The sequence below is a fragment of the Sphingomonas hankookensis genome (assembly GCF_022664465.1).
Taxonomy (GTDB): domain Bacteria; phylum Pseudomonadota; class Alphaproteobacteria; order Sphingomonadales; family Sphingomonadaceae; genus Sphingomonas; species Sphingomonas hankookensis.
In genome coordinates, this window is record NZ_JAKREV010000006.1 from 1 (window position 1) to 25,635 (window position 25,635).

22 protein-coding genes and 1 tRNA gene are annotated in these 25,635 nt (G+C 63.5%); 7 read left to right on the forward strand and 16 right to left on the reverse strand.

Annotated elements, in window-relative coordinates; all coding sequences use genetic code 11:
• The first annotated feature begins 100 nt into the window (after positions 1-100).
• The 3 genes from MF610_RS14790 to MF610_RS14800 all read left to right on the forward strand — a co-directional run bounded on the left by MF610_RS14790 (position 101) and on the right by MF610_RS14800 (position 3,539).
• Positions 101-550: a hypothetical protein gene (locus MF610_RS14790; RefSeq protein ID WP_242199241.1), complete on the forward strand. Its 450-nt coding sequence runs from the start codon at positions 101-103 to the stop codon at positions 548-550.
• Between the two features lie 25 nt (positions 551-575).
• Positions 576-2,492, forward strand: a complete 1,917-nt coding sequence (locus tag MF610_RS14795; RefSeq protein WP_242199243.1) for a hypothetical protein — start codon at positions 576-578, stop codon at positions 2,490-2,492.
• Between the two features lie 396 nt (positions 2,493-2,888).
• On the forward strand, positions 2,889-3,539 hold the full coding sequence (locus MF610_RS14800) for an MOSC domain-containing protein (RefSeq protein WP_242199246.1): 651 nt from the start codon (positions 2,889-2,891) through the stop codon (positions 3,537-3,539).
• 355 nt (positions 3,540-3,894) lie between these two features.
• On the opposite strand, the gene MF610_RS14805 is transcribed toward MF610_RS14800, so the two are convergent.
• Entirely contained in the window at positions 3,895-6,066 is a 2,172-nt protein-coding gene (locus MF610_RS14805) for a prolyl oligopeptidase family serine peptidase (RefSeq protein WP_242199249.1), read from the reverse strand.
• A 163-nt stretch (positions 6,067-6,229) separates the two neighbouring features.
• Between MF610_RS14805 and MF610_RS14810 the strand changes: the two genes are divergently transcribed.
• Positions 6,230-8,440 (forward strand): TonB-dependent receptor, encoded by a 2,211-nt coding sequence (locus MF610_RS14810; protein WP_242199253.1) that lies wholly within the window; start codon positions 6,230-6,232, stop codon positions 8,438-8,440.
• 39 nt (positions 8,441-8,479) lie between these two features.
• On the opposite strand, the gene MF610_RS14815 is transcribed toward MF610_RS14810, so the two are convergent.
• The 3 genes from MF610_RS14815 to MF610_RS14825 are packed head-to-tail and all read right to left on the reverse strand — an operon-like array spanning position 8,480 to position 11,033.
• Positions 8,480-9,490, reverse strand: a complete 1,011-nt coding sequence (locus MF610_RS14815) for a histone deacetylase family protein (protein WP_242199264.1) — start codon at positions 9,488-9,490, stop codon at positions 8,480-8,482.
• Positions 9,490-10,077 (reverse strand): FMN-binding negative transcriptional regulator, encoded by a 588-nt coding sequence (locus tag MF610_RS14820; RefSeq protein WP_242199267.1) that lies wholly within the window; start codon positions 10,075-10,077, stop codon positions 9,490-9,492. Before MF610_RS14820 ends, MF610_RS14815 begins: the two co-directional genes overlap by 1 nt.
• Positions 10,074-11,033, reverse strand: coding sequence for an alpha/beta hydrolase fold domain-containing protein (locus MF610_RS14825; protein WP_242199284.1), 960 nt, complete (start codon positions 11,031-11,033; stop codon positions 10,074-10,076). Before MF610_RS14825 ends, MF610_RS14820 begins: the two co-directional genes overlap by 4 nt.
• 149 nt (positions 11,034-11,182) lie before the next feature.
• On the opposite strand from MF610_RS14825, the gene MF610_RS14830 reads away from it, so the two are divergent.
• The gene (locus tag MF610_RS14830) at positions 11,183-11,995 is read left to right on the forward strand and encodes an AraC family transcriptional regulator (protein ID WP_242199287.1); all 813 of its coding nucleotides are present in this window, start codon (positions 11,183-11,185) and stop codon (positions 11,993-11,995) included.
• A gap of 176 nt (positions 11,996-12,171) precedes the next feature.
• Here the strand turns inward: MF610_RS14830 and MF610_RS14835 are convergent, their stop codons facing one another.
• Positions 12,172-12,573, reverse strand: a complete 402-nt coding sequence (locus MF610_RS14835) for a winged helix-turn-helix transcriptional regulator (RefSeq protein WP_242199290.1) — start codon at positions 12,571-12,573, stop codon at positions 12,172-12,174.
• Between the two features lie 86 nt (positions 12,574-12,659).
• Between MF610_RS14835 and MF610_RS14840 the strand changes: the two genes are divergently transcribed.
• Positions 12,660-13,394, forward strand: a complete 735-nt coding sequence (locus MF610_RS14840) for an SDR family NAD(P)-dependent oxidoreductase (protein ID WP_242199292.1) — start codon at positions 12,660-12,662, stop codon at positions 13,392-13,394.
• A gap of 147 nt (positions 13,395-13,541) precedes the next feature.
• On the opposite strand, the gene MF610_RS14845 is transcribed toward MF610_RS14840, so the two are convergent.
• The 6 genes from MF610_RS14845 to MF610_RS14870 form a co-directional block, all read right to left on the reverse strand.
• Positions 13,542-14,174 carry a tyrosine-type recombinase/integrase gene (locus tag MF610_RS14845; RefSeq protein WP_242199318.1) on the reverse strand — a complete coding sequence of 211 codons (633 nt, stop codon included), beginning with the start codon at positions 14,172-14,174 and terminating at the stop codon, positions 13,542-13,544.
• 270 nt (positions 14,175-14,444) lie between these two features.
• Positions 14,445-15,206, reverse strand: coding sequence for a meso-2,3-butanediol dehydrogenase (gene budC, locus MF610_RS14850; protein WP_056397257.1), 762 nt, complete (start codon positions 15,204-15,206; stop codon positions 14,445-14,447).
• Positions 15,207-15,287: 81 nt separating this feature from the next.
• Positions 15,288-16,388, reverse strand: coding sequence for a catalase family protein (locus tag MF610_RS14855; RefSeq protein ID WP_242199322.1), 1,101 nt, complete (start codon positions 16,386-16,388; stop codon positions 15,288-15,290).
• Positions 16,385-18,415, reverse strand: a complete 2,031-nt coding sequence (locus MF610_RS14860) for an alpha/beta fold hydrolase (RefSeq protein WP_242199337.1) — start codon at positions 18,413-18,415, stop codon at positions 16,385-16,387. Before MF610_RS14860 ends, MF610_RS14855 begins: the two co-directional genes overlap by 4 nt.
• A 172-nt stretch (positions 18,416-18,587) precedes the next feature.
• Positions 18,588-19,670 (reverse strand): catalase family protein, encoded by a 1,083-nt coding sequence (locus MF610_RS14865; protein WP_242199339.1) that lies wholly within the window; start codon positions 19,668-19,670, stop codon positions 18,588-18,590.
• Positions 19,671-19,725: 55 nt separating this feature from the next.
• Positions 19,726-20,835, reverse strand: coding sequence for an alpha/beta hydrolase (locus tag MF610_RS14870; RefSeq protein WP_242199342.1), 1,110 nt, complete (start codon positions 20,833-20,835; stop codon positions 19,726-19,728).
• A 99-nt stretch (positions 20,836-20,934) separates the two neighbouring features.
• On the opposite strand from MF610_RS14870, the gene MF610_RS14875 reads away from it, so the two are divergent.
• On the forward strand, positions 20,935-21,693 hold the full coding sequence (locus MF610_RS14875; protein ID WP_242199345.1) for a Crp/Fnr family transcriptional regulator: 759 nt from the start codon (positions 20,935-20,937) through the stop codon (positions 21,691-21,693).
• Between the two features lie 436 nt (positions 21,694-22,129).
• On the opposite strand, the gene MF610_RS14880 is transcribed toward MF610_RS14875, so the two are convergent.
• The 5 genes from MF610_RS14880 to MF610_RS14895 all read right to left on the reverse strand — a co-directional run bounded on the left by MF610_RS14880 (position 22,130) and on the right by MF610_RS14895 (position 25,586).
• Positions 22,130-22,774 carry a glutathione S-transferase family protein gene (locus MF610_RS14880; protein ID WP_242199347.1) on the reverse strand — a complete coding sequence of 215 codons (645 nt, stop codon included), beginning with the start codon at positions 22,772-22,774 and terminating at the stop codon, positions 22,130-22,132.
• Between the two features lie 252 nt (positions 22,775-23,026).
• Positions 23,027-23,428 (reverse strand): GFA family protein, encoded by a 402-nt coding sequence (locus MF610_RS19215; protein WP_380870606.1) that lies wholly within the window; start codon positions 23,426-23,428, stop codon positions 23,027-23,029.
• 458 nt (positions 23,429-23,886) lie between these two features.
• A tRNA-Gln gene (locus MF610_RS14885) sits at positions 23,887-23,960 on the reverse strand.
• Positions 23,961-24,094: 134 nt separating this feature from the next.
• Positions 24,095-25,321, reverse strand: a complete 1,227-nt coding sequence (locus MF610_RS14890; RefSeq protein ID WP_242199349.1) for a site-specific integrase — start codon at positions 25,319-25,321, stop codon at positions 24,095-24,097.
• Complete coding sequence (locus MF610_RS14895; protein ID WP_242199351.1) at positions 25,314-25,586, reverse strand: hypothetical protein; 273 nt, start codon at positions 25,584-25,586, stop codon at positions 25,314-25,316. Before MF610_RS14895 ends, MF610_RS14890 begins: the two co-directional genes overlap by 8 nt.
• Positions 25,587-25,635 lie beyond the last annotated feature (49 nt).

Sequence of the window (25,635 nt, forward strand, 5' to 3'; positions counted from 1 at the left end):
GCATGATCTCCACTTCACGTAGCTTCCCGATGATCTCCCAGGGCTTGTGCTTCTTCGAAGACATTCGTCGTCCCTTCCTTGATCCAGACTATCATAGTCGATGGACCACTCAGAAGGGGGCAGCTCACTCGATCGGCTGAATACCGAGATTCTCGCGCTGGCGCGGCAGCTAGGTGTGCCGATGCTCGAAGAGGTCAACCTCAACACCAATGCGTCGTTGCGGCTGACCAAGGGTGGCGAACCGACAACCTTCAGCGCTGTTACAGCCGGCGAGCGGCTGCGGCTGCGCATCGCCACTGCCGTCGCCCTGCTTCGCGTCGGGCAGGAAAGGGGGCTGGGCCGTCATCCCGGTCTTCTGATCGTCGATTCCCCGGCGGCCGAAGAGGTGAGTCCCAACGACCTGACCGCGGTCCTCTGCGAGCTTCAGACGATCGCGCAGGAAACCGAGGGCCTGCAAATCATCATCGGCAGCGCCAATGCGAGAGCGATCGTAGCGCAACTCGGCGAACAATGGTGCCGGTCGGCAATGGGCGACGATTATTTATGGTGACGCCTGCGCCATCGCGCTGCCCGGCATGAGCCCGCTCGCGCTCCTCGAGGCGCGGCTCGCCGAGAGCCAGACGGTCAGGATCGCGGACCTCGGCGGCGTGGACGACATCCTCGCCGACGCCGACCGACTCCACGCCGCGCCGATCCTCGACATCCTCGCCGATATGGTGGCCGCGGGGTCTGACGCCGAGCGTGGGAGACTCCACGATTTCCTCATCGGTGGCTTCGAAAGCGCCCGCGATCCGCAATCTTTTCGCGATGCTATCGACCGGCTGCTCCGTAGCGCCTCATTGCGCGCGGCCATGGCGCGGGCGCTCGTGACGATCCTAACGCGCCGGGTTCAGGAGCGCACAACCGACCGCGAGGCGCTGATCGCCGCCTATGCGCTGGAAGGCCTGTTCCGCCTAGCGCTCGAAGGCGAAGTCAGCCGACACCGGCCCCTGCTCGAGCTCGCCGATGTCGCGAGCGATGCGCCGGGCACTTATGCCCGGCATGTCGCCAAGATTGGCGGCGCGGCCTTTCACCTCTGGGGCGGCGACGATCTGCTCTCGATGCTGCGCCGCCTGCTCGACAATGAGGAAGCCGAGGGCGAGGCAGCTTTCGAGCTCGGCCTCGCTCACCTTGCGCGCGCGCTCGACGGTGCTGACATGGCGACGATCCTCGCCGGCCTGGAAACCGCGCGCCTATACTTCGAGCGCGCCGCCCAGGTCGATGACGAGCGGGCGGATGCGCGGGCTTACCGATCGGCTATTGACCTTGTCACAGGCTTTGCGGCCAACTTAGACGCCGGTGAGATGGAGGATGCTCTCTGCGACCTCATGACAGCGGGGCGCGAGCGGGCAGCCGTGCTGCACGGCGGCGGCGTGGCAGCATGGCTCGCGCCTCGCCTCGATGAGGATCTTGAATGGTTCGAGCTTGCTCGCAGGCTGCGTTATGCGGCTGGCAACCTCGCGCGTCCGAGCTGGGTCCATGCGGCGGCAACGCTGGATCAAATTCTCGCCATCTACAACGCGCGCTGCACGATCGCCCATGGCGACGGGCTGCGATCGCTTCTGCGGCCGCGGATCGAAGCGTCGTTCGTGCGCGAGCGTGGGCTTGCCGCCCATCTCGACGATCTCCTGGCCGAAGCCGCGTGGCCCGATCCGCAGCGTGCGATTGCTGAAGAACTGCGCGCTAGGCTCGATGTAAACCATCAATCGGGTGCCGGGCCGGGAAAAGCCGGGGAGAATGAAAAATATCCGCTGCTCGCGCGCATTCTCCCCGCCGGCTCCGCTCTCGAGCAGCTTCCCGAAACGATGGTGCGGTCGGTTGAGCAGGCGCTAGTCGACTATGCGATGCGTCCGCAGGCGGTTGCCAATCCGGTGATGCAGCGGACGCTGGCGACCCTCCGTGCGGCCCTATCGGCGAGCACCGAGTACGAGGGTGCCGTGCGTGAGGCGTTCGACGCTGTGCTGCTGCAACTACTGGTATTTTGCAGCGATCGGCAGAACGCAGAGATTCGAGACCTCGGCACGCGAGGCGAATATTTGCGTGCCGAACATCCCAGCGAGAGCGATCTCCAACTCGATCTGCGCGAATTTTTGGTCGGCAATATGACCGGCTCGGATGTCCTGTCCGAAGTGCGCGGGGTTGCGACTGGCCGCACCGACTTACGCGTCAGTTTCGGCGGACCGACATTCATCATCGAACTCAAGAAGCATGACGGCCACCTCTCCCGAGAGGTGGCGAACCGTTACCGCGCGCAGGCGACAAGCTATCAGGCGTCCAACGTACGCCTGGGGTTTTTGGGCGTGCTCGAAGTCGTCGATCGGACGGGACCGGTGCCAAGTCTTGAGGAATGTTTCTGGCACAGCGCTTACGTTCCGGACGGCGGTGACCTCACCCGCCACTTGATTGTCTTCAAAGTTCCTGGGCGTCTCAAACCACCGTCGAAATTGCGTTAAGGAAAGCGGGCAACGCAGATCGGCCTGACAGCTGACGGCGACCTGAAGCCGTTGAATCAGCGGGTTTTGCAGCATTTCTGCGGAGTGGCACCTGAAGGCTGTCAAGCCGCAAACGGCCTAGCCTTGCTCGTTAAATGGGCAAGGTGGCCGAGCGCGCGAATGTCGGCTCTTGTCGGAAGCCGACATTTGGAGAGACGGGTGGGGATGACGGGTTTGTCCCAAATGTGATCATTTGGCTGTTCGCTGGTGAAATGAACGAAAGGTGGGTTTCGGGCAATGCGATTGGGCCGCTGAATGACCGCATCTGGGTCGAGCATGTTACAGTCGTCCCGAGCAGAAGGCCATCAGATCGCGGCCGGTCTGGTGGCGGGGGCTGGCAAGCTCTACAGATCAGCAATGACGATCTCCCTTCGCTCAGTGCAAGTCGGCCGGGTAGCTCCGCTCGGTCCCAACGGTGTTCCCAGCGGCTTCATCAAGCTTCAAATCGACCACCGCGTAGGGCTGGATGCTCTTGGGCTGTTGGGCGATGCGCAAGCTGACCTTACGGTTCACGGCGGACCAGAGAAGGCCGTCTATGGTTACGCCAGTGAGCATTACGCTGCCTGGCGGTCAGAGTACCCGGAACACGCCGATCGCCTCGTCCCAGGCGCCTTTGGTGAAAACCTGACCATCGACGGCTTGAATGAGGAGCAAATCCGAGTCGGAGACGTGCATAGGATTGGGAGCGCGCTGTTGCAGGTCTGTCAGCCGCGGCAACCATGCTTCAAGCTGGCGCTTCGCTTCAACGACAACCGGCTGCCGAAAGCCATGGTCAGATCCGGTCGCGCGGGGTGGTACTACCGAGTGCTGCAGACCGGAAAACTGGCCGCAGGCGACGAGGTCAGGCTGGTTGAGCGGCCGCAGCCTGACTTCCCCTTCTCGCGCCTGGTCTCCATCATAAACCACGGCGACGCGACAGCCGAAGAAAACGCATCGCTGGCAGCGATGTCGGAGGTAGCGGACTGGATCCGCACGCGAGCGCAAGACAGGATAGGTAGGACGTCCTAAACGGCCGCGACTGAACCTGCTAACCTGAACCAACGTTCGTTTCGGGGATAGCACTGGAGTGGCGCTGAACGACTAAAACTGAGTCTTCTTTTTCTAAGCCTCCTTCGCTCGGCAAGCTTCAAATCATCCAATACATCGACGTCCGAGTAACGAACTGTTCTGTCAGTCTCCGCACTGCTAAGAAAGATTCGAACGGTGCGGAAAATGGCTGTCGCTTTGTAGAAAATCGATGTTTCGTACGCCGAAGCCAGTGCGCTTAATATCCCTATGTTGGTATACCAGCGCCTTCACCTCCTCGATCGTTGATTTGTATAGTACTACAACATCGGTGATCTGCCGGTACTGATACCTGCCGTTATGACTGGGAGTAGCGTATCGCAAATGCCCAAAACAGGGCCGATTCTGAGAACTCGGCGTCCCGGTTCCCACTCGATTGATGTCCGGCATTCTCGTCGAGAACCAGCACTGCCGGATTGCCGCTGGTCGAACGATGGCGCACTTCTGCCACCAGCTTTGCCGGTTCCCAATAGGCGACACGGTCGTCCTTCAACCCGGCGGTACATAACAGGGGAGGATAGGGTGCAGAGTGAACATTCTCATACGGCGAGATCGACGCGATATTGTCATAGGCTCGGGGGTCCGACAGCGGATCGCCCCAGTCTGGGCGGAACAACGGCACGAGCGGATGGTCGGCATCGCTCATCGTGTTGAGCATGTCGACGAAGGGAACCTTGGCGATTACCCCGGCCCAAAGGGTCGGTGCGAGGTTCATCGCACCACCGACCAGCAACCCGCCAGCAGACAGGCCATAGGCGACGACACGCCCCGCCGTGCTGTAGCCTAGGTTGCAGAGTGCTTCTCCACAGGTAACGAAATCGGTCATCGAATTACGCTTGGTGAAGCGTCGTCCGCCTTCGAACCACCGCTGCCCCCGTTCGGACCCGCCACGGACATGCGCGATAGCATAGCGCCATCCGCGATCGATCAGGACCGTGACGGGCAGCGAGAAGACCGGGTCGCTGGCGATACCATATGCGCCATATCCATAGAGCAGCAGCGGCGTGCTGCCGTCACGCGGCATATCCTTGCGCGAAACCAACGTGATCGGAACCGCAGTGCCGTCCGCCGTCGTCGCCGTCAGCCGTTCGACCGCGTATCGATCGGGATCGAAATCGCGCAGCCGTTCGGCGGCAACTTCCCGCATCGCTCCGGTGCTAAGCGTCACATCGATCCAGCGGCGGGGTTGTACAGGGGATTCCTGCACGATCCGCACGCTCCCGGCCCGGTAATCCTGTCCGCCCACCAGTTCGATCGCATAGGCCACGCCGTCGAACACGACCGGTCGTTCGCGGCCGTCGGTTGTCTGGACGACCAGTCGGTGCAGCCCGTCGATGCGCTCCAGACGGACCAGCCCCCCCGCGAACGGCAACAGCGCCACGATCGGCGTCCCCGGCCGATGCGGCACGAGCGTTGCCCCGTCGGCCATCGTCGTGCGGTCCAGTTTCAGCACCTTGCGGTCGAACGCGCCGCCCTCGTTGGTCAGCATTACCAACCCGCCGGCCCATTCGTCGATGTCGTAGCTGACGCCATCGCGCCGTGCCCGGACCAGACGGGCGGGTGCCGTTTCGCCGCTGCCGCCGCCGATCAACCGCACTTCGCCGGTCGACGGTCCGGACAGCGTCAACCGCACGAACCCGTCGGCCGCCGTCCGTGCCACCGCCATGAAGATCGCGGGATCGCTCTCCTCATATACCAGCACCGCCGCACCCCCCTCCACTGGCGTGCGATACAGCCGCGTCGGCCGGTTTCGGGCATCGCGCCAGATCCAGAACAGCCATGTCGAAGACGGCGCGAAGGTCAGCCCGCCATAGCCATAGGCATCAGTGGCGACCGGAATGGTCACCTGGCCGGTCCGGGTATCGAGGATGCACAGCCGGTGACGATCGTTACCGACGATATCTTCGGCCCATGCGAAATAGCGATGGTCCGGGCTCGGTTGATGCCCGGTCGTGCGGTAATAGGAATGGCCCTTCGCCCGTGCTCCTTCGTCGAGCAGCACCTGTTCGCGGCCATCGGCGCCGATACGGTAATGGACGACATGACTTTGCCCCGCCGGCACCCGGCTCGCATACAGCCATGGCCCCGATGGCAGCGGCGGCGCGGCGATCCCGTCGCCGCTGCGCGCGCGCATCGCCGCCAGCAGATCGGCCCGGTCCGCCGCAAGCGGCGCAAGGACCTTTGCCGCATAATCCGCCTCGGCCGCGATTGCCCGTGCGATCATCGGCGGCAGCGTCTCGCGCGTCCGGCTACCGGTCTTCGGAATATATCTAATCCAGGCATAGGGATCATCGCGCACCCGCCCCAGTTGCCGGATAGCGTGGGGAATCCGTGGCAGCACCGGCGGCGCGATCCGGGGCCACTGTCCCGCGCGGTCCGTCGCGCCCGCGCCGCCCGTCGCCACGGCCGTCGCAATCGCGGCGACGCCGCTCAGGAACGTACGCCGGTTGGGCGAAGGGGTCGGCGTCATGGTGGTCTCCCGTAGCGATCGACATATCCTATCGCGCGCTGGCGTCCCTGCCATCCGATCCATCGCAGGATGGCCCGATCGGAAAAGATAATGACCCGGCGTGCGGCGTGGGCCGCTGCGAACCTGATAGCGTAACGATATCGGGGCTTTGTGGGAGGCGACCATGATCGGACGGGGACTTCGGGCGACGCTGGCAAGTGGGGCAGGCGCGTTCGCGCTGACCATGGCCCTGCCGTCCGCCGCACAGACGGCAACGACGGACGATCCGTCCGAAGAGATCGTCGTCACCGCGACCAAGCGCGCCGAACCGCTGCGCGAACTGGCCGGATCGGTATCGGCCTTGACCGAAAAGTCGCTGCAGGACCTGAACGCCCAGAGCCTGTCCGACTATATCACCCGCGTCCCCGGCGTCGTGTTCAACGATTATCAACCGGGCATTTCCGAAGTCGTCATCCGCGGCATCGCCTCGACGACCTATCACGAGGCCAATCAGGCAACGACCGGCTACTACCTCAACCAGATTCCGCTGGTCGAACCCGGCTTTCCGCTAGCCATCCCGGACGTCGACGCGTTCGATCTTGCGCAGGTGGAAGTATTGCGTGGACCGCAGGGGACGCTGTTCGGGTCGTCCTCGCTGGGCGGTGCGATCAACTATGTCGTCAAGGAGGCGGACGCATCCGCTTACGCCGCTGCCGGCGAGGGCTTGGTGTCCAGCACGCGCCGCGCCGGCGAAGCCAGCTATGCGATCAAGGGGATGGTCAACATCCCGATCGTCCGTGACCGGTTGGCGGCGCGGGTCGTCGCGTTCGAACGCTATGACGCGGGCTATCTCGACAATACCGGCACCGGCGTCGACGGGTCGAACGACCTGCGCGTGCGCGGCGTCCGGGGATCGCTGGTATGGACGCCGACCGATACGACGACGGTGTCGGCGCTGAGCATGCTCCAACGCTACCGTCTGGCCGATCAGACCTATGTCCTGTTCGGCAGCGATCCGCGTACGTTCGAACGCAACACCAACGTACCCGAGAATCAGGACACCGAATTCCAGCTCCACAGCCTGAAGCTGGAACAGGCGCTGGACTTCGCGACCGTGACCGCGATCGGCAGCTACGTTCAAAAGAAGAACACGACCGTGTTCGACGATTCGGTGTTCCTCGGCATCGATCCGCGTACCGGGACCGCGCAGCTGTCGGGTTCGGACGGCACGTCGAAAACGACCTATGGCGAATTGCGGATCGCGTCGCCCTCGGCCGGCCCGTTCAACTGGCTGTTGGGGGCGAACTATACCCGGTTGCGCTCCGACAGCACCGACCTCGTCTCGCTCGCGGGGATCGGTAGCTATATCGACGCCAATCCCGGCGAGTTCGGCGGTCAGTCGAGCAGCGTGATCGCCCCCGACGACGAGATCCAGCGCACCATCAACAACGCCACGGTCCGGGAAATCGCGCTGTTCGGCGAAGCGTCCTACACCATCGCCGACCAACTGACCCTGACCGCCGGGGGCCGCGTGTTCCAATATACGTCGCAACCGCGCCTGCAATTCCTGCCCAACGCGGCGCTGACCCCGCCGTTCGACTATCAGCCCGGCGAGCAGAAAGAGTCGGGTTTCATCCCGAAATTGTCGGTCAAATATCGGCCGTCCAACCGTTTCATGGTCTATGGACTATATTCCGAAGGGTTCCGCATCGGCGGCGTCAACGTCTATTCGGTCGCGGTTCCGAACACGCCGCTGACCTTCGCCAGCGATAAGACGAAGAATTACGAAATCGGCACCCGGCTCGATCTGGTGCCCGGACAGATGTCGATCGACATCACCGCCTATCACATCGACTGGAACAACATTCAGGCGCGGCTGTTCGTGCCCGTCACGTTTCAGGCCTACACCACCAATGGCGGGGGTGCCGATATCGACGGGGTCGAGGTCAGCCTGAATTTCCGTCCGGCGCCATGGCTGACCTTTACCAGCAATGTCGGCTACAACGATGCGCGGTTGTCGGCGCTGTTGCCCGACAGCTTCGCCCCTGGCGGCGGCTATGCGCGCGGCACGCAGTTGCCCGGCGCGTCGGACTGGACGATTGCCAACCAGTTGCAGTTCGATCTGCGCGAGACTGGACTGCATCCGCGCTTCGGCATCGCCCACCGCTATCTCTCGGCCGCCCCGGTCGCGTTCAACGCCGCACTGGAAAAGGGCGATTACAACCTCGTCGACCTGAACGCCGCCGTCGATGTCGTACACGGCGTCGAACTGGGCGTGTTCGTCAAGAACTTGTTCGACGAGTATGGCATCCTGAACGCGCCATTCTCGTTCGCCGGATCGGTAACGCGTCCGCGCACCATCGGGGCGAATCTGCGCTTCAACCTGACTCGGTAACCAGGCACCGCGCCGGCGATGGCCGGCGCGGTTGCGACGCTAATCGGTGAACCCGGCAAGGAACGCGGCGACGTTGACGCCCAGCGCATCGACTGCATAGCCGCCCTCCATGACGATGGCGCAGGGCAGGCCGGCATCGGCGATCCGTCGTCCCATCGTCGTGAAATCGGCGGTCTGCAACGCGAACCCCGAAATCGGGTCGTCGATATAGGTGTCGGCTCCGAACGACACGACCAGCATCTTTGCGCCCCACTCTGCGATCGCCGCCAGCGCCGTATCGAGCGCCGGGCGATACGCCGCCCAGTCGGTGCCGCGCGGCAGCGGCAGGTTCAGCGTCGTGCCCGCTCCGGCACCTTCGCCCCGTTCGTCGGCATGCCCCCAGTAGAACGGATAGTCGGTTCGCGGATCGGCATGGATTGATGCGAAGAACACGCTGTCGTCGCGCAGGAAGATGTCCTGCGTCCCATTGCCATGGTGATAATCGACATCGAGCACCGCAACCGGCCCCAGCCCCCGTGCGGCGGCATGGCGCGCGGCGATCGCGGCATTGTTCAGGAAACAATATCCCCCTAGATAATCGGCCCCGGCATGATGGCCCGGCGGCCGGCACAGCGCGAAGCTGGTGCGGGCGCCATCTGCCACCGCATCGACCGCACTCAATGCACTCTGCGCACCCCAATAGGCGGCATCCCAGCTATCTGCCGTGATCGGCGTCGACGCATCCATGCTGAACGCACCCAGACGCGCGTCGATACGCGTCAGGTCCAGCCGTCGGCGATGCACCACCGGGAACGTGTAACCGATCGCATCGCCCTCGCGTCCGGCCGCCTCCCACGCCGCCCATGCCTCCTGCAGGAACGTCAGATACTGGCCGTCGTGAACCGCTGCGATCGGTGCAAGGCCATGGTCTTGCGCCGCAGTGACGTTGCCGATCGCAGCCACGATCTGCGCCGTGCGATCGGGCGTTTCGGCGTAAGGGGTCCATCCGCCATTGTGGAATTCGCGCGCCGGGGCGTGGGCTGCCTGCCGGGAATCGAAGAACAGTTTCATCACGCTTCCCTTCCGAATTGGTCCATCCATGCGGCCAGCGTCCGGTCGGCATGGCCGGAGACGATCTGGTCGAGGATGGCGGGTCGCTCGTCCTGGCCCAGCTTGAACCGGACGTCGAGATGACGAACCTTGGCGCGGAATGCGACAATGCGCGACAGCAGCGCGTCCCGGCGCGCACCCAATGCGCTGGTCGTCCAGCGTTCGGGCGCGGCGCGCTCCATGTGGTCGAGCAGCCGTTCGACCGAGCTTTCGGTCTCGTCCGGCACGAACGTGATATCGACTTCAATCCGCAGCGTCGCGAAGTTCCATGTCGGCGCCCAGTCGTCGGTCGCGACCAATGCCGGTGCGATATAGCCTGACGGTCCGTTGCACAGGATCACCCCCTTGGGGTCCTCGGTAAGGTCGGCGACCAGCGGATTGGTGCGGCCGCAATGGCCCAATAGCGACACCAGTGCGCCGTTATCGCTGCATTCCGCCAGCAGCGGCAAAGGGCTGGCGTTGAACCGGGGCGAAACGACCCATGCCAGCGGATAGTGGTCGATGAGCATTGCCGCAGCGTGATGGGGATCGGCCGGAACGAAGCTCATGGCCGCCGTGCCTGCAACGTTGCGGTGATCCAGCGCGCCTGATCGTCCAGCGCCTGCGCCGCAACCGGGGCGATCGACACCGCTTCGAGGAAACTGTGGGTGACGGATGCGTAGACGGTTGCCGTCACCGCGACGTCGGCATCGGCCAAGCGATCGGCAAAGGCGCGGTTGCTATCGGCTAAGATGTCGCATTCGGCGATCGCCAACATGACCGGCGGCAGGTCGTGCAGCGCCGCGCGGATCGGCGCTACCAGCGGATCGGCCAGCTCCGCCGGATCGGCGACGTAATTCTGCCAGAACGCCTCCATCTCCGGCACTTCCAGATTATAGGTGGGGCCGTCGAAGCGCGCATAGCTGGGGCAGGGCAGGGGGTCGAACGCCCCATAATTCAACACCATTCCCGCCAGCGGCGGCAACCCGGCATCGCGTCGCATCAGGCAGGCGGCGACTGAGAGGTTCGCACCGGCGGAATCGCCGCCGATCAGGATGGTGGTGGGGTCCAGTCCCCACGCCGCGCCCTCGCGTTCCAGCCACCGGGTAGCGGCGACGACTTCGTGCAACGCTGTCGGGAATCTCGCTTCGGGGGACAGGCTGTAATCGATGCCCAGCACGGCAATGCCGGCGCGCGCGGCATATTCGCGCATCAGCCGGTCATGGGTGTCGATGCTGAACAACATCCACCCGCCGCCATGGACGTACAGCATCACCGGCAGGTCGTCGGCCTCGGTGGGACGGTGCAGCCGCATCCGGATGCCATTGTGTTCGAACGTGCGGGTGCTCGCCATCTGCGGGCCGCCGCTCCGCCATTCGGCGCGGACCAGCTCGGCGATGCGGCGGCGGTCGGCAACGGTGCGCGCGGTCGCCACGTCATGACTTGCATAGCCGGCGTTCAGCCGGTCGATGAAGGTGCGGATATTGGGGTCGATCCTGGTGTCGACCATCGCCTCGTCACGCACGCGTCCATCTCCTGCCGCGCGCCGGCTGCCGGCTGCGCCCGTTTGCCGATCTGGCATAGAAACATGGGGGGCGGAACGCTTTGGCGAACGGGCCGATGACCATGCGAAATGGGCCGCGGCCCATCCCCGGCGTTGCATCGGGGCGGCGCATGGCCCTTTATGTGGCTATCATCGTCTTTCGTGGGGAACGGGCCATGAAACACAGCCAGGACGTTCTCACCGTCGACCGACCTGTCGTGGCGTTGCAGGATGAATATCCCGCTGGCTTCGTCGACACGATGCACCGCCATGGGCATGTCCAGCTGCTCTATGCGTCGGCAGGGGTGATGTCGGTCCGTACGCCGGAACGGAGTTTCGTCGTTCCGCCGCAGCGCGCGGTATGGCTGCCCGTCGACACCGATCACGAGGTGAATTGCCGGGGTGCGGTGTCGCTGCGGACGCTGTATCTTCGCCCCGATATCTGCCCGGGCCACGGCGAATGCCGCGTGTTCGATGTCTCCGACTTCCTGCGCGCCCTGATCCTGGAGGTGGGCCGCTTCCCCCCCGAATATGATCCCGGTGGTCGCGAAGGGCGTATCGTCATGCTGTTGCTGGAAGAAATAGCCCGAATGCCCGATGCGCAGTTGAACATCCGCATGCCAAACGACCCCCGCCTCCTCCGCGTCTGCACCGCGATCCTCGAAAATCCGTCGGACATCCGGGACGTCGACGACTGGGCCGCGGTCGCCGGCATGGGACGCCGAACCTTTACCCGAAGTTTTCGACGGGAGACTGGTTCGGGACTGGGTACTTGGCGCCAACAGGCGCGATTGATGGAGGCATTGTCGCTGATCGCAATCGGCAAGCCGATTACGACGGTTGCCTTCGATGTCGGCTATGAAAGTGCCAGCGGCTTCAGTGCCATGTTCCGGCGCAGCTTCGGAACATCGCCTCGGAACTATTGCAGGACTGCGAACCTCTGAATAGCGTCTTTCATGATTTGATTCTGTCCGACTTTCAAGCGCTGGCCAATCTTTTATATAAACATCATCGAAGCGCAGGTCTAAGGCGTCGAGAAGGTCTGTTGCATGGCACGTGGGTCAGCTTACCTGGCGACATCGTGCCAGACGTACGCAATACTGAACCGATCGCTAGGCATTCAGCTACGCCCACGTCTCCAGCCATCGCGATCAGCGAAGAGTTTCTGCATTTCCGCCATGTTGTCGGTGCCCCACTGGCATAGCGGCTCTAGTGCCTGGGCAAGGTTCTGACCTAGCTGGGTCAGGGCGTAGTCGACCCGCGGTGGAACTTCCTTGTAATCGTTCCGGCATAGAATACCGTCCGCCTCGAGCTCCTTTAGTTGCTGAATCAACACCTTGTCACTGACGTCACGTATGGCACGCTTCAGTTCCCCATAGCGGGTCGGTCCGCGCAGCAGGAAATACAGGATCAGCGGTTTCCACTTGCCCGAGATCACCTTGAGCGTTGCGTCGAGGCCGCAGGTAAAGGCAGGCGCGATGGAGCGCTCGACGAGATGGTTGGCTGGAACCGTGTCAGACATTCTCAATACTTACCAAAAGGTGCATACTTGTCCTTAGGTAGGTAGGTAGGTAGCCAGTTTCGTGCAACCAATGGATGGAGGCACGTATGAACAGACTAGAAGGCAAAATCGCGGTCATTACCGGGGGTGGCACGGGGATCGGCATGGCTTCGGCGAAGCGGTTCATCGCGGAGGGCGCGCTCGTCTATCTGTTCGGACGCAGAGCGGAGAAGCTGGACGCTGCGTTGGGGACGCTGGGCGCCAATGCGCGAGCGGTCGCCGGATCGGTTACCGATGCCGACGATCTGGACCGGCTATACGACACGGTGAAGCAGGCGCACGGCAAGCTCGACATCTTGTTCGCCAATGCGGGTACCGGTGCGCTGTCGCCGTTGTCCGAAATCACGCCCGACCATGTCGACGCCACGCTCGACGTCAATGTGAAGGGTACGATCTTCACGGTGCAGAAGGGTATCAGGCTGATGGAGCAGGGCGGTTCGGTCATCCTGACCGGCTCGACCACTGGCGTCATGGGAACGCCGGCGTTCAGCGTCTACAGCGCCTCGAAAGCGGCCGTCCGCAACCTTGCGCGTAGCTGGGCTCAGGATCTGCGGGGCACGGGGATTCGCGTCAATGTGTTGTCGCCGGGCCCAACGCTCACGGAACTGGCTGCCGAAGTCGTCGGGCGCGATGCCATGATCGAGATGGGCGCGACGACACCGATCGGACATGTCGGCGACCCATCGGATGTGGCGGCTGCGGCGGCCTTCCTGGCATCGTCGGACAGCAGCTTCATGACAGGCAGCGAGCTATTCACTGACGGTGGCTTGGCGCAAATCTGACGCGGCCGCCAGTTGGCACGGGACTGGCTGGCGGCCCTTCAACCGCGCGTGTCAGTCTCGGCCTCTACACAAGGCGGGATGAACATGAATGAATGGCTGATATCGGGAAGGGGATATAGCGCTTCGAATGACCGCATCTGGGTCGGCTCAGACCTCAGTGCGTTCGGCCAGTTCTAAAGCGTCCTCCACGTCGACGCCCAAGTAGCGGACCGTGCTGTCGATCTTGGCATGGCCCAGAAGGATCTGAACGGCGCGGAGATTGCCCGTAGCCTTGTAGATAATCGATGCTTTCGTGCGCCGGAGCGAGTGCGTCCCGTAATCCTGAGCCGGAAGGCCGATGCCGACCACCCACTCGTGAACGAGACGGGCATACTGCCGCGTGCTCATGTGGGCCATGTAGTCGTTTCGGCTCGGAAAGACGAAGTCGTTCAGCGTCCCGCCGCGTCGCTCCAACCACGCTCGCATCGTCTTTCGTGCCGTATCCATCAGCTCGAACTGGACCGGACGTTTGGTCTTCTGCTGAACCACAACGGCGCGGTCGCGGACGCGTCCGCCGGAAACTACATCGCCGATCCTCACCTTGACCACATCACAGCCGCGCAGCTTGCTATCGATGGCGAAGTCGAACAACGCTCGGTCGCGCAGTCGTCTATGCTGGTCGAGCCAGAAGCGAATGGCCCAGACCTGTTGCTGTTTCAGCGCCCGCTTCGCACCGATAAGCCGGCCCTCGTTCCAAGGTCGAAGTTCGTGAAAGGCGGGGTCCAACGACGAGTGCCCCATCGATCATCTCCATTGGGACGGATAGGCCAACCGAGCTTACGCAGGCGCGGTAAACCAACGGTTTGGAAATGTAGTTGATCGGCCGTCAGAGATGCTGAATGAGCGGCCGGTTTCGGGCGAGGCCTCGTAGTCGCAGCGCGGCCGCAACTGGGTCAAAATTGCTGCGACGTGACTCCATTGGCATGAGCAATTTGCCCGTGATGAATCTGGCACCAGCGGCACGGTCCAATCCTGAATAGTGGGCGGGCGCAAGGGCCCGCCTCACATTCATTAAGACAGCGGCGGTTGCCCGTTTGACGCGGTCAGCCCGCCATCGACCGGCAGATTCACGCCCGTCACGTAATGCGCATCGTCGCTCGCCAAGAACGCGATCGCCCCCGAGATATCGGCGGGCTGGGCACCGCGGCCCATCGGAATACGCTCTTCGAACTTGGCAATCAGCTCAGGCTGTTTCTTCATGCCCGCGGTCAGCGCGGTGTAGGTGAGCGACGGATTGACCGCGTTGACGCGGACGCCGTGCTTCGCCTCGTCCATTGCCAGCGCGCGGGTAAAGTTGCTGACCGCCCCTTTCGCGGCGCAGTAGAAGCTGTGGTTCCAGTCGCCACCCAGGCCCGACACTGACGACACGTTGACGATGCAGCCCTTGGATTGCCGCAGGTGCGCGATCGCCGCGCGGCTCATGTGGACGACACCATAGAGATCGGTTTCGATCACCTTGGTGAATTCAGAGAAGTCGCCCTCGTCGACTTTGCCCAGATGATCGACGCCGGCGTCGTTGACCAGCACGTCGATCCGACTGAAGCGATCGATCGCAGCCTGGACGAGAGCTTCACATGCCGCGCGGTCCGACACGTCGATCTCGCGGGTTTCGACTGTGCCGTGCAGCTCGCCCGCCAGCTTGTCGAGCGCGGCCTTGTCGATGTCGCCTAACACCAGCGTTGCGCCTTCCTCAGCGAAGCGGCGCGCGGCGCCTTCACCGATCCCCGAGGCGGCACCGGTGATGACGATGACCTTGTTGGAAAAGCGCGCCATTACGCATTCTCCGCCTGAACGTCGTGCTTGCCTTCGAACTTCATGATTGTCCTTTCACTATCGTCAGCACTGGCGTTCAGCTCAGGCTGGAATGTCCCGGATGTCGGCGGTGTTCGCGGCGGCAATGCCGTTCTCTCGGTGGCGGAAGTCGCTGAGCGCCTGGTAGACCTGCATGCGCGCGCGCATCACGCCGCCCAGCGGGCGATGCACTTCCAGACTGTGGGCCGGGCGGAACGTCATCACCTCGTCGAAGTAGCGGACGCGGTCGGGACCATAGGCTGACTGCCGCGGCAGTCGGATCGTGGCGACGGTGCGATACGGGCTTTCGCTCGTCGGCCAGTCGACGGAGGTGTCCTCGATGGGCTGCGTCTCGGCATCGGTCCACAGCTGCGCCCGAAGCTCGAACACCGCATCGTTGCCCTCGAAGTAATCCACCGCGGCATGGCGGAAGCCATCCTCGTCCTGATGAGGGTCGAGCTGCCAATCGGCGAGTGCCTTTTGCTCGGCTGCAACGGGAAACGCCCCGATCTTGGCGACATGGTCACCGAGGCGCACCGGGCATTGGCTGTAATATTCCTCGACCAGCGGGTGGCTGAAGGGGTGACCATAGAAGTCGAGCGTCGGACTTGGACCGACGCCGACGGCGTTCAGGACCTTGTTGATGTTGCGAGCGACGGAGGCGGCTGCGCTCTTCACTCCCTCGGGCATGGGAACCGTCAGGCCGATCTTCTTGGCCTGGGAGAGGAAGCCGGCGGCGGTCCCCGCCGGAAAGGTCGTGCCGCTGGCCAGGACGAAGTCCTGCGTCGGCGCGTCATGGCTGGGCAGCTTCGCGCCCTCGACGCCGAACACCTTGATCGACATGCCGCGATGAGTCGAGACGCGATCGCCGAGCTTCTCACCGGGTCCTTGCGCGAAGCGGACGGCGACATCGAACGTGCCGGGTTCCGCGAACAGGCCCTGTGCGAGCTCGGGCGGCAATCCGGGCGCGACGATGAGCTTGCCGATCACGCACGCCGTGCTCTTGGCATGGCTCGCCCGCACCGCGTGCCCATCGCGTTTCTCGACCGTCTGGCTCTCCTGGGTCATGCCCTGGATAATGCCGTCGATGCTTTCCGATTCGCCCGGCTCACGTGTTTCGATGTCGGGCGAGTATCGCAAATAGGTCATGGGATGTCCGATCACTTAGCGGGCGGGAAGGAGAACAGCTGCGTCTTGATCGACGGCGGTGCGCCGGGCGTGAACCAGTTGGTGTCCTGGATATGGCTGGCGGTGACGTACATCGTCCCGTCGCGCCCTTCGGAGAAGGTGTCGGGCCAGCGCAGCCGGCGATCGGTCAGCACCGTCTCGACGGTCGCGCCGTTCAGCCGCTTGATCGCAGAGTCAGTCGGCGAGGTCAGGTAGAGCACGCCCGCCTTGCTCATCCACAGGCCATCAGCGACATGCGTCTGCGCAACCGTCTTCACCGCTGCCGCCCTATCGGCCTCGCTGACGTCTGATCGCAGCTTCGCGGTGTCGATCGAATAGAGCGTCTTTCCGGTCAGCGCCTGATAGAAGAGCGTCTTGCCGTCCTTGGAGATGGCGATGCCATCGGCGGCGAAGGCGGGCTGCCGGCCATCGGGGCGGACCAACGGCTTGCCGTCGAGCGTAACCTTCACCGTCTTGTCGATCTGCGTCGAGGCGTGCCCATCGAGCGCGCGGTGGCTCTTGCCGCTTTCCAGGTCGACGACGATGATCGCGCCGCGCGTGCCGCTGTCGGTGATGTAGCCGGTCTTGCCGTCGGGCGAGAAGCGGATGTCATTGAGATACGTGCCCTGCAGCGCGACGTCGCCGGGAACCAGGATCGTCTTCGTCACCGTGTTCGACGCCAGATCGATGCGGACGAGCTTGGGCGCGCCTTCGAGGATCTTCTCGTTCCCCGGCGCGCCGGGATCGAGCACCCAGAGATTGCCGTGACCATCGGGCACGATCGACTGCACGCAGACGAAATATTCACCGACCGGCAGTTCGTTGGCGCGGGCGTTGCGCCAGCTGTTCCACTTGGCGTCGGGATAGGGGCGTAAGGATCCGTCCTTCATCACCTCGGCAACCGAGATGGGTGCGTCGTCGGTCCAGCGGGGGAAGTTGACGAAGCGCCGGCCATCCTCGGTCACGGCGACGCCGGTCGCCTGATGGTCGAACTGCGCCACCTGGGTCAGCTGTGCGCTGCGTCCCTGGGCGTGGGCGACACCGGCTGCAGCAGCGGCGACCAAGCCGATCGCGGCGATCCCGGCGGCATAAGGGGCGGCTTTCTTCATGGGCAGGCTCCTGTCGATCGTATCTGTGAGCGCGGCGGGGTCGCCAGCGAATAGGGTAAGGAGGTGGCGCACCACCGCTTGCGGGTTCTCACGCTGCGGAAAGTGACCGACCCCGGTCATGGTGATGCGCGCGAACGGCCCAGCAAATTTTGCTCGCACGTCCTCTGCGGTCGAGGGTGGGTTCACGCCATCGGCATCGCCGTGGATGTAGAGCGTCGGCAGCGACAACGTCTTGGTCGCCTTGACCTTGTCCTCCAACCAAGTGCTTCCTGTATCAGGTTCCGCTTCGCCCCAACGCGCGCGATAGCTGTGGAGCGTCACGTCGACCCAGTCGGGATTGTCGAACGACTGCGAGACATGGTCGAACGTGGGCTCGTCGAACCATCCCGGTGGCGACCAGTTGACCCAATGCAGATGGGTGAACCCGCGCCGGTCCGAACGCACCGCCTCCGCCCCGCGCGCAGTTGCCATGAACCAGTGATACCATTGCCGCTGGGTCTGCTCGAACGGCGGCGTCGGCATGCCGCCCAGCCGCGGCGGGGTGGATAGCATCGCCAGCCGCTCGACCCGCTCCGGCCAGCCGACCGCGAGCGCCTCGGCGGTGTTGGACCCCCAGTCGTGCCCGGCGACCATGAAGCGGTCGATGCCAAGCGCGTCGAGCAGCGCGATCATGTCGATCGCGAGCATCGCGCTGTTGCCGGTCCGCGGATTATCATCGTCGAGGAAGCGCGTGGCGCCGAACCCACGCAACGTTGGTACGATGACGCGGAACCCTTCCGCAGCCAGCGCAGGTGCCACCTGATCCCATGTCGACGCGTCATCCGGCCAGCCGTGGATGAGGAGCAACGGTTGTCCCTGCTCCGCACCGTGAAGCGACACCTCCATGTTGAGGTCGCCAGCGGTAATCATCGGCATTCGTCAGCCTCCTGGCGGCTCAAACCTCTGTGGACGTTTCGTCGGCTCCGCCGCTGCACCGCTGGTGTGAAAACATCGACGCGACGGTTTTCAGAACGACCAAGCGCCCAATTCGCCTCAAAGCCGATCTGTCCGCGGTCACCGTCAAGGGACCGAACGCCACCTTCGCCGTTCAGACGCGACCGCCAACTGGCTCGTAGTAGGGGCAGCCGTTTACGCGGGCGCGGAAATCGGCGGAGTGGCGGTAGGTCTCGTTACGCGCACGGTTGATGTTTCCGAGCGGCTGATGTGCGGCAAGCCCAGTCCAGATCGAGAAGCGCATCTCCTCGTTGATCTTCTGAAACTTGTCCTCGGTCAGGCTGTCCTGCTTGGCCGCCAGAATGGTTGCAACGGTCTGGAAGGGCGCATCGTCTTGCTTCCACTCGACGGTCGGGTCCTCGACCGGTTGCTCCTCCAGGTCGCGACACAGTTGCACCCGCACCTCCCACTCCATCTCAAGCACCTGGGTTTCCGACCGGATCACGTCCCGCAAGGCGTCCGGCCGGCCAGTCGCGTCGATCGTGGTGTCGGTCTGATCGGTCAGGTCCTTGGACACGGGGAAGATTGCGAATTTGGCGATGTAGTCGCCGTAACGGAACGGCGTGACGCTGAAGTAGGTCTCACCGAGCGGATCCGAGTTGGGCGCCCCGCCGAGCGTCTGCACTTTCGGGCTTTCAATCCCGACCGCGCTGAGCACGGCGTTCACACCGCGCAACACCTTGGACATCGCTTCCTTGGTGCCCTCGAGCGTGTCGGTGGTGCCTGCTAGGAGCTTGAGGTTACCCAGGAACTGGTCGGCGGTCTTGTTCTGGAACACCGGGCCGTTGACCATGACGAAGTCCTGCGTCTGTCCATCGGCACCGGGCAGGCGTTCACCGTCGACGTCCATCACCTTCAGGGCCAGACCACGCGGCAGGCTGATGGTATCCGGCAGGATGTCGCCCGCGTTGGTCGAGAAGCGCATGACGACCTTGTGCTCGCCCGGGGTGGCAAACAGGCCTTGGGCCAGCTCGGGGGAAGGTCCGTCATGGACAATTAGCACCCCATCGAGGAAGCCGTGCGCCTTGGCGTGGACCGAACGTACAGCGTGACCATAGTCCTCCGCTGTCGTCTCAAGGATCTTGTCGAACGTCTCGTTGAGCTTCGTGATCGTCTCGGCTTCGTCGGGTTTCACATCCTCAACGTCGGCAGAATAGCGGACGGGGGTCTGGGTCATGGTCATTGGTCCTCTTCGGCAAGGGGGCGGCGGCTCGACGCCGCCGCCGTCACGCTCAGCGGCGGGTTGCTGGCGCTTCGAACGCCGTCTTCAGCCGTGCGACTGCGAGATCATTCGCCTGCTTGGCGCCGTTCACCACCTTGGCCATGCCGAAGAACTCATGGGTCACGCCCGGGAAGGTCTTCTGCTCGACCTTGTTACCGGCCGCCCGCATCGCGGCCGCCAGCGTCTCTCCATCTGAGCGTAGCGGATCGATCTGCGCGTTGATGATCGTCGTCGGCGGCAGACCACGCAGGTTGGCGGCGACCAGGTTAAGACGCGGATCCTGCGCATCCGCCTTGCTCGTCTGATAGTAGTAGCCGAACCACGGCAGCATGGCAGTGTTCAGCGGCTTGGCGTTCGCCGAATCCCGCCGCGAAGGCAGCGTCATACTGCTGTTCGCGATCGGATAGACCGAGACGATGTGCCGCGGCACCGTCAGGCCGTTGTCACGCGCGTAGATCGCGGTCGCGACCGCAAGGTTGCCGCCGGCGCTCTCGCCGACCGTCGCGATCCGTGCGGGGTCGCCACCCCAGCTCGCCGCATTCTGCAGCGTCCAGCGATAGGCAGCAGCCGCATCATCATGCTGCGCCGGAAACTTGAACTCGGGTGCGTGGCGGTACTCGACCGAGACGACGATAGCGTTCAGCGCCTTCGACATGGCTCTCGGCGCGGCATCGTAGGTGTCTACGTCGGCAATGACCCAACCACCGCCGTGGTAGTAGACGATGACCGGCATCGGCTTGCCACCCGCAGGTGCACCGGCCGGCTTGTAGATGCGCGCGAATTGCTTGGGGTCGCTGCCGTACGGCAGGTCCTGCGTCGTCACCGACGGATCAGGCGCGATCGACATTCCCTTCTTCTGCATCGCCGCCTTGGCTCCGTCCGCGGCCGAGGGCTGCATGCGGGCTTCCGCAGGCGTGAGCGTCTCGATCGGCTTGCCGCCGAGCGACGCGAGCGCGTCCAAGACTGACTGCATGTCGGGTGCGGCTTTCGGGGGCTGCACGGATGTCGCGGGCGGCGGTGGCGGAGGAGGAGCGGCAATCGAGCGAGGTGACTGGGCCAGAGCTGGAATGCCTGCGATCGCGGTCGACGCGGCGATCAGCGTTAGAATGGTTTTGCGCAATGGTCCCTCCTGTAACTGTCTGCTTCCCAACCATTGGGCGAGCCTCAGCGTTTCGGTACGAAAGTAGACCCAAGCGTTTGAGCAGCGAGGTTCGGAAGTATGGACGGCGGCATGGATGATCAGGCTTTGAAGGTGGATTTGACCCCCAGTTCCAACGCGTTGCCGTGCGAGGCGAATGCGCTGCTACGCCTTTTGGACGACGCTGACCGCGCTGCCCTTGCGCCGCATTTGGAGCTGGTGCCGTTCCGCAACGGTGACATGATCGCGCGCGCCGGCGATGCGGCAGACAGCATCTGCTTCCCGTTGACCGGGATCGCTGCGATACTCGACTCGCTCGAGGGCGACCGCCGCTACGCGGTCGCGCTGGTCGGCAGCGAGGGGTTCATCGGTTGGCAGTTGCTACTTGGCAACGAGCGCTGGTCGCATGACGTGGTGATGAGGGCCGAACACGGCACGGCTATGAGGCTGTCGGCCGCAGCATTGCACGGGATACTGGCCGAACGTCCAGAGATCCGAACCGTCCTGCTCCGCTTCGTCGACGTGGTCATGACCCAGATGTCCAGGACGATCGTCTCGTCGCTCGCCCACTCGATCGAACGACGGATGGCGCGATGGATCCTGCTCTACCACGACCGCGTGCGCGAGGACGACATCTGCATGACACACGAGGAGTTCAGGCTCATGCTCGGTGTCCGTCGCAGCAGCGTCACCGACGCCCTGCACAAGCTCGAAGAGGACGAGGCTGTCCGCTCCGTACGCGGGCGCGTGATCGTGCGCGATCGCGAGCGGCTGCTGCGGCTCGCTGGGGACACCTACGGGTTTGCCGAGGCGGAATACCGACGCCTACTAAGCCTCTAATCAAATTGAATTTGCTGACGTTCGCCCCCCGGGGGACCGTATATATAGCTTGAAACCACTCAAATTTCGCCGACCTGCCCCGACCGGTAAGATTGGGCGCTCAATCAAAATGAACGAATGGCCGAAATTGGGGTAGGGTAGATACGTCGCGAATGTCCGGATGTGGGTCTTCGTAGCGGCTGAGCCAACGATTGCGGCGTGGCGGATTTTGGCCCGCTCACCGTGCCGATCGCGCTTCCGAAACGCGCCGCGTAGGCGGTTGCGGCTTTTCCGTTTCCCGTCCTCACGGGACAGGTTCGGGACAATGCATTCGGGGACAAAATTTGGGGAAGGCGTGCTCCGCAGGCGGCCGTCAGGCCGATCGGCGCTACGGAACTCCGTCACAGGTTCCATTTCGGGGAAGCAGTCGCGATGGTGCTGATCTCGCGCCAATCAATCAATTGCGGTGGGTAAAGACGGCTAGCTGATCCTGAAACGCACGTTGATAGGCGGGACGCGCTTCGGCGCGAGCTACATACGAGGAGAGGTTTGGATATTCCTCCAGAAGGTCCATTCCGCTCAAGCGGCGCAGGACAAGCACCATCATCAGGTCGCCGGCGGTAAACTCGACTTCAAGCCACTCCGCATCGCCCAGCCAGCGTGCGAGAGGGTCTAGCCGTGCGCGGATGCGGCCGTCCAAAAGGGGAAGCCGCTCAGCGAACCAAGGCTTGTCGCCTTCCAAGTAGGTGGCTTGTTCGCGCTCAACGATCGGCGGTTCGACAGTGTTGAGCGCGGCGAGCATCCACATGCTGGCTCGCGCCCGAGCGATTGGATCGTCCGGCAACAGACCGGTCGTGGTAGATGCGATATGAAGAATGATCGCGCCGGACTCGAAAAGCGTCAGATCGCCGTCCTCGAAGGTAGGGATCTGGCCAAAAGGATTCAAAGCGAGGTGACGCGGTTGCTTCATATCGCTGAACGAAACCAGTCGAACGTCGTATGGCTGCCCTACTTCCTCCAGTGCCCATCGAACCCGCATGTCCCGCGCCAGCCCTTGGCCTTCGTCTGGTGAATCCTCGAAAGCAGTGATCGTGGGGTGCATCGCATCGCTCCGTCGCAGGGCATCGGCAGCATCAATGTACGGTTGCGATGTCCGATCCCGTCAAGCTGAGGCTTCTCATCTGAACGCCAATCGCGACTTTCGGGAAGCCGTGCATATTCCCGTTTTACCATCGTTTTCTGGAATGTCCGCTAACGCCCCAAAGCCCGCCGCTCGGTAGCGGCGCGCCTATGCATGAAATCGGTCAATTGTTCAGCTTCGACCCGGGCGTAATTTCGACGAGCTGGCCTGCCTTCAATCGGGCAATTCAGAGAATTGAGGAAGCTTGTCACAGAGCGTTTCCCATGAAGCTTTCGAATCAGCAAATATGTGTGCGCTTGGACGGATCGACGGGGTATCCAGCAAGGTGCCCAAAGTTACGTGTGCGTAGGCTCCATCGCGCACGCTTGAAAACAGAAGAGAACCGCACCGCTCACATCGTGCATCGAAACCGTTCTCATCACCATAAGGTCTTATGGCGTTTCGATTGTGGATTGTCAGCTCGGTCATTGAAATGCCCGCGAAGGGCTTGGAGGAGGCGCCAGTTGCCCTTCTGCATTGCGAGCAATGACATATCAGAGAGTACTCGAATGCATCCGGCACCTCATACGTTACCAAGCCGCAGAGGCAGGAGCCACGGAGTCGCTTTTGATCCATGATGATGTTCTCGCTTACCTCGTCTGTCTTATAGGCAGTCTTAGCGGTCAGCGCGACGGCCGCAAACGTCACGGCATCTGCGCGTTCGAAAGCCGCCGGTCGGCTCTTCCCGTTTCACCATCCTTTTTGGGAAAGTTGGCGGCGCAGCGGGCAGGCCAAGGCTCAGCGGCTCCTCGGCTGCCAACATGAATGAATGGCAGAAGATGGCGAGATAAAAGGAGGCGGCTAACGTCCGCGATTGGGTCTTAGGCGCACAGCTCCCTAATCCGACGCATATGGTCTTGTAGGCATCTCTGTCGGGGCGAAGCGCGCATTTCATCCCCGCGACTTTACCTCTTACCAGCCATCTCAGCCCCACATCCCAGAGAAACGCGGCGATCTCCCGCCGCCAAGGGGAAGCGAGCCCAAGGCGTACTCCTGTCACGGAGGTCCGATTTCGGTGTCAAAGGATAGGTCGCTGGATGCCCCGTGAGGATTCGAACCTCAATTAACGGAGTCAGAGTCCGTAGTCTTACCTTTAGACGACAGGGCAGCGTCGCAGCGTGGAGAGGGCCTCTAAACGGCTGATTTGCGCGGGTCAACCCTGTCGTGCGCCAAACGGTGCGTCAAAATTATAATTCCCGTGCGTCAAAAACTGACCGCCCGATTCGCGAATCGGGCGGGCGTTTACGCCTGTTCCTCGCGGGCGGCGCGCGCGGCGAGGGCTTCGAGGCCGGTGGCGACGCACGCGATCGCGCCGTCGGGGTTGCCGGGCATGTAGGTGTCGAGGATCGTCTTGCGGCCCAGCACGGCGTGGCCGCTAAGCGCGGTGATCCAGTCGACCTTCGCGCCGGCGAGGCCGTAGAAGGTCATGCCGGTGCGGCGCAGGTCGCGGAACTGGGTGATCGCAAGTTGCTCGGCCAAGTCGGTCTGTCCTGCTTCCTTGGCTGTCGCCAGTGCGAGGTCGCGGGCGGCGCGGAAGCGGCGCTGGAACATCCAGTCGGGCAGGGCATCCTTGCCGTTGGGATGCGCGAAGACGTGGCCGCCGGCGTTGGCGGTCATCGCGTCCTCGATGCGCTTGTGCAGCTCGGGCGGGACCGGCGCGACGATCTGCGCGGACGTCTTGTTCTGCTGAACGTAGAACGCCATCACGCGGCCCTTCGGATCTACCAGCCATTTCGCATGACGCGGGTCGACCCGCTCCATGCGCCGCCATGCGAAGCGCTGCATCCCCAGCACGTCGCCCTGGCGCTGGAGCGTCCAGAACGCGACGTCGATCGCCAGTGCGACGTCGGGCATCGGCGGGTCGGCCGCGAGAGCCGCGGCCTTCAATGCGTCGCGCACCGGTTCGCCCATCACCACCTTGCGGCTGACCGGTTCGGGTATCTTGCAACCGGTGGCCGGGTTCTTGGCGATGATGTTTTCGCCCACTGCCCATGACAGCAGCAGGCGCAGGACGCGGAGGACCGGGGCGGCGGACTGGCGGCCGAACGCCTCGATCCGGGCGTTGCGCAGGTCGCGCACCATCGCCTCGTCGATGTCACGCACCGGCAGCTGGCCGTCGAGCGCCCAATAGGTCAGCTGGCGCATGCGCGATCGGTATTCGGCCTGCGTCGCCGGGCGCAGGTCGGTGAAGGCGCGCGATTCCGAATAGCGCGTCACCAGCTCGGCGAAGCGAACGATGCGCGGTGGCGTGCGGACCGCGGCGCCGGTCGCGGCCGATCCTGCTTCCCATGCGGCGACTTCCCTGTTGAGGTCGATCGCGCGCTTGGCAGCTTCGCCCTGGTCGGCGCCGAGCCGGACGTTGACGAAGCCGGCCTCGCGCAGTCGCTTGCTGGGCTTCCAGTGCCACATGGTCGAGCCGTCGGCGCAGGGCCGTGGCAGCAGGAACGGTATCTGGCGCTTCTTAGGCATCGGTCGCCTCCATGGGCTTGGCGGCGGTGCGCAGCTGGAACGCGACGCTGTTCGCAAGGGGCTGTCGAACGCCCCAGTCGGCGCGCTCGATGTCGTCGGCCGCGCGATCGAGCAGGCGGACCGGGGGCGGCTTGTGGCCGGCGCGCATCCGTTCGAGCGAGCGCAGGGCGATGGCAGTGTGGCGGTGGGCGGCGTCGAGACCGCCGATCAGGACGATCCAAGCGCGGAAGGCGTCGACGCGCTGTCGGTCTTTCGATGTGGTCAAGGTCGGTCTCCTTTCACCGTAGGGGAGTGGGTGACGGCCGGGCCGCCAA

Coding starts and splice junctions, on each gene's coding strand:
- MF610_RS14790 (WP_242199241.1), top strand. CDS start 101: ATGGACCACTCAGAAGGGGGCAGCTCACTCGATCGGCTGAATACCGAG.
- MF610_RS14795 (WP_242199243.1), top strand. CDS start 576: ATGAGCCCGCTCGCGCTCCTCGAGGCGCGGCTCGCCGAGAGCCAGACG.
- MF610_RS14800 (WP_242199246.1), top strand. CDS start 2,889: ATGACGATCTCCCTTCGCTCAGTGCAAGTCGGCCGGGTAGCTCCGCTC.
- MF610_RS14805 (WP_242199249.1), bottom strand. CDS start 6,066: ATGACGCCGACCCCTTCGCCCAACCGGCGTACGTTCCTGAGCGGCGTC.
- MF610_RS14810 (WP_242199253.1), top strand. CDS start 6,230: ATGATCGGACGGGGACTTCGGGCGACGCTGGCAAGTGGGGCAGGCGCG.
- MF610_RS14815 (WP_242199264.1), bottom strand. CDS start 9,490: ATGAAACTGTTCTTCGATTCCCGGCAGGCAGCCCACGCCCCGGCGCGC.
- MF610_RS14820 (WP_242199267.1), bottom strand. CDS start 10,077: ATGAGCTTCGTTCCGGCCGATCCCCATCACGCTGCGGCAATGCTCATC.
- MF610_RS14830 (WP_242199287.1), top strand. CDS start 11,183: ATGGCCCTTTATGTGGCTATCATCGTCTTTCGTGGGGAACGGGCCATG.
- MF610_RS14835 (WP_242199290.1), bottom strand. CDS start 12,573: ATGTCTGACACGGTTCCAGCCAACCATCTCGTCGAGCGCTCCATCGCG.
- MF610_RS14840 (WP_242199292.1), top strand. CDS start 12,660: ATGAACAGACTAGAAGGCAAAATCGCGGTCATTACCGGGGGTGGCACG.
- MF610_RS14845 (WP_242199318.1), bottom strand. CDS start 14,174: ATGGGGCACTCGTCGTTGGACCCCGCCTTTCACGAACTTCGACCTTGG.
- budC (WP_056397257.1), bottom strand. CDS start 15,206: ATGGCGCGCTTTTCCAACAAGGTCATCGTCATCACCGGTGCCGCCTCG.
- MF610_RS14860 (WP_242199337.1), bottom strand. CDS start 18,415: ATGCCGATGATTACCGCTGGCGACCTCAACATGGAGGTGTCGCTTCAC.
- MF610_RS14865 (WP_242199339.1), bottom strand. CDS start 19,670: ATGACCCAGACCCCCGTCCGCTATTCTGCCGACGTTGAGGATGTGAAA.
- MF610_RS14875 (WP_242199345.1), top strand. CDS start 20,935: ATGGACGGCGGCATGGATGATCAGGCTTTGAAGGTGGATTTGACCCCC.
- MF610_RS14880 (WP_242199347.1), bottom strand. CDS start 22,774: ATGCACCCCACGATCACTGCTTTCGAGGATTCACCAGACGAAGGCCAA.
- MF610_RS19215 (WP_380870606.1), bottom strand. CDS start 23,428: ATGGATCAAAAGCGACTCCGTGGCTCCTGCCTCTGCGGCTTGGTAACG.
- MF610_RS14890 (WP_242199349.1), bottom strand. CDS start 25,321: ATGCCTAAGAAGCGCCAGATACCGTTCCTGCTGCCACGGCCCTGCGCC.